This is a genomic window from Acinetobacter sp. UBA6526, assembly GCF_002434875.1.
GTDB lineage: Bacteria > Pseudomonadota > Gammaproteobacteria > Pseudomonadales > Moraxellaceae > Acinetobacter > Acinetobacter venetianus.
Window position 1 is genome coordinate 1 of record NZ_DJLC01000038.1, and the last position, 4,209, is coordinate 4,209.

Genomic DNA, 4,209 nt, shown 5'->3' on the forward strand with positions numbered 1-4,209 from the left:
CCCCCGCATTGATGAAATCGTGGTAATCGACTTCTTTGATGGCAACATTGACCGACCGTTTGTGGTGGGACGCATTCATGAAGCACAACGCAGCCCGACCAAGTTCGACAATACAGGCAAGCTCCCAGACACTAAAAAACTGGCAGGGATCAAGTCCAAGGAATATCAAGGTGAAGGCTTTAACCAACTACGCTTTGATGACACTACAGGCCAGATCAGTGCACAACTGCAAAGCAGTCATGCCGCCAGTCAACTCAATCTAGGTAAACTCAGCTACCCCAAAGACCAAGCAGAAAGTGAAGACCGCGGAGAAGGTTTTGAATTGCGTACCGATCAATGGGGTGCAGTACGTGCAGGTGAAGGCTTACTCATCACCACTCATAGCCAAGCACAAGCTGAGGGTGAACACCTTGATGCCCAACCTGCCAAGCAACAGCTGGAAGGCAACCAAAACAATGCCAAAGCCTTGAGTGAAGTTGCGAAGAACCAACAGACCGATGAGATTGAATCCGTTGAGCAACTTAAAGCATTTGCTGATGAAATTGAGTCTGATATTGCTAAGTTCAATAAAGCGATGCTGCTATTGAGTTCGCCCGCAGGCATTGCGCTCAGCACTAATGAAGATATTTATTTATCAGCAGATGGGCAGATCAATCAGTTAGCGGGTGATAGTATCAATCTAAGTACGCAAAAGAACTTGATTGCCCATGTCAGTGGTAAAGCGAGTCTATTTGCCGCGCAGAATGGGATTAAACAGGTTGCAGCAAAAGGCAAGTTTGAGGTTCAGGCACAGTCAGATGGAATGGAGTTGCTTGCTAAGCAGGGGATTCAGATTATTTCTACTGAAGACCGAATTGAAATCACCAGTCCGAAAGAGATTGTGATTACTGCGGGAGGTTCTCAGATCAAGCTTGATGGTTCAGGTATTTTTCCGACCACGGGTGGTAAATTTGAAGTGAAGGCAGGGCAACATTTGTTTATGGGAGGGGCGAAGGTCGAAGTTCCCAAAATGAAGCTCGAAAACAAACCATGCTATTTAACTTTTGAAATCGTTGATTTGGAAGGTAAACCAGCAAAAAATGTTGAGTATATTGCTTTTAGAGCAGATGGCAGCCAACAAATTGGTCGAACTGATGCATCTGGGAAAACTCAAAAATTTCAAACAGATGGCTCAGAACAGGTTTCAATCCATATTTCTGATAAAAATGCATCTAAATATAAGTTGGTTTCAGAAGGTTAGTGCGCAATGAATAAATATAACACATTAGAATATAGCGTTATTTTTTATAATCAGAGAAATAAAGAGCTCGCTAACGTTAAATATAGCATTGTATTTTTCCCTGTTTCAGGAAATCGAGAAACATTTACAGACGTTACCAATGAAAAGGGGCGTACGAAACCTATTCTTTTGACCCAAAATGGAAGGTTGCATATTTTTGTCGAAGGGCATGAAACAATTTTTAGTCCAAGAAAAATCATTAAACCTGTTTTAGCGACGGGTGATAGTGTTGTTGAGATCAAAGAAACTAAATTAGAGCAAAATTTAAAATTTATAACGAAACAGCAATATGAGTTAAAGCAACAAGCTTCGAAAAAAAATCTAGAAGAAATAAAGCAAAGAGCTTCTGAGAGTAAAGTTAAAACAGGTGGTTTTTTTAATTACTCTCAAATTGCACCTCCTATTTCGCCTTTGTCAACGTTTAAAAAAAATCTGGATGAAAATCTTAATTTGTCTTATGAAGAATATAAAAAAAGAAATACATATCTGATTAAAAAGACAAAATATTTAAAATTGAAGACATATACGATGTATAGATTTGTAGATAGTAAAGGCAAAGGGATTTCTATCATTCAATATCAAATATTTGGTCAAGGGCAAGATGAGCCTATTGTCAATTTAAAGCCTGCCAAAGTAGATGAAAAAGGTTTTACTAAACTGGCAGAAACTCATTTGAAAACTAAAGTTCGATATCGTTTAGGAAGTACCGTAAAAGAAAGTGAATGGATCGAACCGATTACTTGTGTTGATAAGCAAGTGATCCATCCTATTGTATTTCCACTCACAACTGGTACAACCAATCCGAATCCAGATAATAAAGTTAGTTTGGGAGCATCACAAAAACCACCGATTGTTATTAATCCACGAAATAATGAAGTATTGGTTTTACCACCAGATGTTTATGCAGAATTTGATAGACAAACGAAAATTTTATCAGAGGCTGTAAAGAAAGTTCATGAATCAAATGCTGAACTCACTCGTGCGATCCAAGATAGAAAACTGGATGAAATTAAAGAGCTTGAAAGTCGCCTGAATATTAATCAGGAAAAAGCAATTGAAAAAATTAATGGTGAGTTTCAGCAGTATAGTGAGCTGAAAGAGGTTTGGGTGGTAGAAAGTACCGGTAAAACAAATCAAAGTGCATCAAAATATAATTTAAAAAGACGTTATTTAAAAGTTACAGAATACGAGGAATTGAAACGACAGCGCCGCAATAATGAAATAAGAGCAGATATTATTGATCTTAGTGCGACTCAATACACACCACAACGCCATGCTCAGATTCAAAGTAGCTTTGAGAAATTAGGTCAGCAGTTATTGACTGCAAAAGGGAGTGTTGGTAGCGAAGAAAAGGCTGTTTACAATTTGATTGGCGGTCTGGGTGGAGAAATTGCAAAAGAATATAAGAATAGTCATGACATAAATGTCAGTACTGAAGCGCAGTGGATGCGGATGGTTGCAGGTGCAAGTGGTGAAGGCATGATTAGTGCTTCATCTAAAGGTGTAACCATGAAACTTGGTGGAGATGCATCAAGCAAATGGACACTTTTTGAAGGGGTAAAAGAGTGGCGTAAGTTCTTTCCATGTGAATCAGGATGGAAACTTGAACTTGAAAACTATGATTTAGGAACAATCCGCTTTTTGATTGGTGCTGAACTTGCTGGTTTTTCAGGAGCGAATCTGGGTATTTCAGGAAACTTATCTGTCGATATTACCCACCAAGGGACGACACAGATGCTGACAGCGATGGTTCGTCAACCAGAGCGCTCAATGTCACAAATGTTTGATCGTCAGGGAAAACCAATGTTCCAACCTGCGCAGGGTAGCCTGAAAATGATTGCTACAAATCAGGAAAATGCAAAAAATCAGGCAAATGCAGGGATTAAGGCATTTGCAGGATTACAAGTGCAAGGGAAATTAAAGGGCGGAATAGAGTGGTTTAAACCCAATAATGATAAGGGCGGTGAGGGAGAATTTGTTTCGATTGCCGCAGCTGCTCTTGGTGGTGGCGTCAGTATGGGGGCTGGGGCTGAAGGACAGTTCCAGATCGGTTATGATTCAGGTAGCTTTAAAATACTGGTTGCGGCACATTTATGTTGGGGTGTTGGTGCGAAAGGTGTGGCAGAATTTACTGTTGGTTCAGAACATATTTTAAATTATTTGGGTTTTATTAAATTACAGTTATTGCAGGCTGGATTTAGAACACTTATTTATATTCATGCTCAAGCTTTTTCATTAATGGCACAAATGCTAGCTTATTGCATAGGTGATAATCACCCTTTAACACAAAATGTAAGGCAAATAGCCAGTCAATTCGCAATTTGGATTGATAGTTTAGATATCGATCAAGAGCGTTTAAAGACTGCTAATAATATTAATTCAGCCAAAGGTCGTGAGGAGTTAATTTACGCGACGCCAGAGACCAAAGGTATTCTTTTATATGCAGTAACACATTGGTCAAGTCGTACAGCCCCGATTTTTGATATCTATGTCTCCTTTAGTGAGCGTGAAGTACAGTTCTTCCCTGCGCGCAAAACAGCGGTGATTAATATTTTAAAGACTTGTGTGACGACAGCAGAATGGCAGAATACCATTCAACATATTCATCCTAGAGCGAAAAAATTAAATTTATCTGAATTTGGTAAAGTTGAAGGGGATTTGATTCGCTTTTTAAATTATGGCAATGATAATAAATATGCGGAAGATATTATTCGTTGTATCAATAGCGGGATTGAATATGAAGGGCAGAACATTAATCAATGGCTTAAAGATTATCTAAAGTATCGTAAAGGGGCAAAAGCTGTAACTGGGACTTCATGGAATTATATGTTGGTGCAGAGTCAGGATGATAATCGATTTAAGCAGTTCGAGATGCAGCAAGGTATGTCGATTGGTTTTGATGAACAACCTTTAATGGCAAGTAATTTAGA

Annotated in this window: 2 protein-coding genes; both read left to right on the top strand. The window is 39.0% G+C overall.

Annotated features, from left to right (window positions below):
• Nucleotides 1-1,240 (top strand): DUF2345 domain-containing protein (locus B4237_RS02455; protein WP_286941195.1); only part of this gene is annotated, 1,240 nt, incomplete at its 5' end.
• A gap of 6 nt (nt 1,241-1,246) precedes the next feature.
• Nucleotides 1,247-4,209 (top strand): hypothetical protein (locus B4237_RS02460; RefSeq protein ID WP_286941197.1); only part of this gene is annotated, 2,963 nt, incomplete at its 3' end.